This is a genomic window from Burkholderia sp. BE17 (assembly GCF_009362305.1).
Classification (GTDB): domain Bacteria; phylum Pseudomonadota; class Gammaproteobacteria; order Burkholderiales; family Burkholderiaceae; genus Burkholderia; species Burkholderia pyrrocinia_C.
The window spans coordinates 1-1,228 of the sequence record NZ_WHNU01000107.1 but is presented as its reverse complement, the minus strand read 5'-3'; the positions used below and the strand labels follow the sequence as shown (position 1 = coordinate 1,228).

Here is a 1,228-nt window from a genome sequence, read left to right as displayed (position 1 = left end):
TGCGGATTCAACCCGTCGATGCAACGAATTGATGAAAGCGCTCAGCCGGTGTATCGAAGTCTAGCGTCTTTCGAGGACGCTCATTGAGCCGCTTGGCAACAGCGTTGAGCGTGGCCTGTGAATAGGCCGAGAGGTCGATCCCCTTTGGGAAATACTGTCTGAGGAGCCCATTTGTGTTCTCGTTCGAGCCCCGTTGCCAAGGGCTCTGCGGATCACAAAAATAGACCTTGATGTCGGTGGCCACGGTGAAACGCGTGTGATCGGCCATCTCCTTGCCTCGATCCCAGGTCAGTGATTTGTATAGTTCGTGAGGAAGCTTGCCGGCGTGTCGGATCAATGCGTTGATGACCGTTTCCGTATCCTTACTGGCAACCTTCACCAGCATCACGAAGCGGCTCTGACGCTCGACAAGAGTGGCAATCTGGCTGTTCGCGCTGCCGAACAGCAGATCGCCTTCCCAGTGGCCCGGTATCGCACGATCATCAACGGTCGCGGGACGTTCACTAATCGGGACGGTGTCGCAGATTCTGCCGTGGTCGTCGGTCTTCATCGTGTGATGACGCGAACGACGCATAGCTCGCGAGCGCCGTAAATGCTCGAGCAATTCCTTTTTGAGTGCACCGCGAGCTTGTATATAGAGGCTGCGGTATATGGTTTCGTGCGACACCTGATAGTCCCTGTTGACCGCATACACGTGCTTAAGCCAACCGGCGATCTGCTCAGGTGACCACTGCAGCCTGAGCTTGCTTGCCACGACCTGGGCGAGCTCCCGGTTCCTGACGAGCTTGCAGACTTGGGGGCGCCGGGCTCGCTCCCACGCAAGTTCGTCAGCATCGTTCGCCCGATAACCCTGTATGCCGCCGTTCCGCTTGAGCTCGCGGCTAATGGTGGACGGAGCACGTGCGAGCCGAATCGCAATCGCGCGAATCGAATCGCCAGCAACCACTGAGCGCGAGATCTCCTCCCGCTCGGCAAGGGTTAGTGCCAAGCTCGAACGGTGCCGTTGCTTTGGCTGTATGCCCCCCGTTTCGGCCAGAATCCCTTGTACCGAGGAATGGTTCCGATCAAACAACTGGGCGATCTGCTGCAGCGACTCGCCCTTGCGCCAGCGCTCCCACATTAGCGCTTTCTGGCTGTCTGTATAGTAGATCCGCCGTCTCTGTTTCATTGCAACACTCCTCGCTGCTATGCAGCCTCAAGTGTGTTGCATCGACGGGTTGAATCCGCA

The 1,228-nt window shown here is 57.7% G+C and carries 1 protein-coding gene; it reads right to left on the bottom strand.

The genetic code is table 11. The annotated features are described in order from the left end of the window. Positions 1-7: 7 nt before the first annotated feature. Positions 8-1,168: an IS30 family transposase gene (locus GD429_RS40000; protein ID WP_152865739.1), complete on the bottom strand. Its 1,161-nt coding sequence runs from the start codon at positions 1,166-1,168 to the stop codon at positions 8-10. Between the last annotated feature and the right edge of the window lie 60 nt (positions 1,169-1,228).

Coding starts and splice junctions, on each gene's coding strand:
- GD429_RS40000 (WP_152865739.1), bottom strand. CDS start 1,168: ATGAAACAGAGACGGCGGATCTACTATACAGACAGCCAGAAAGCGCTA.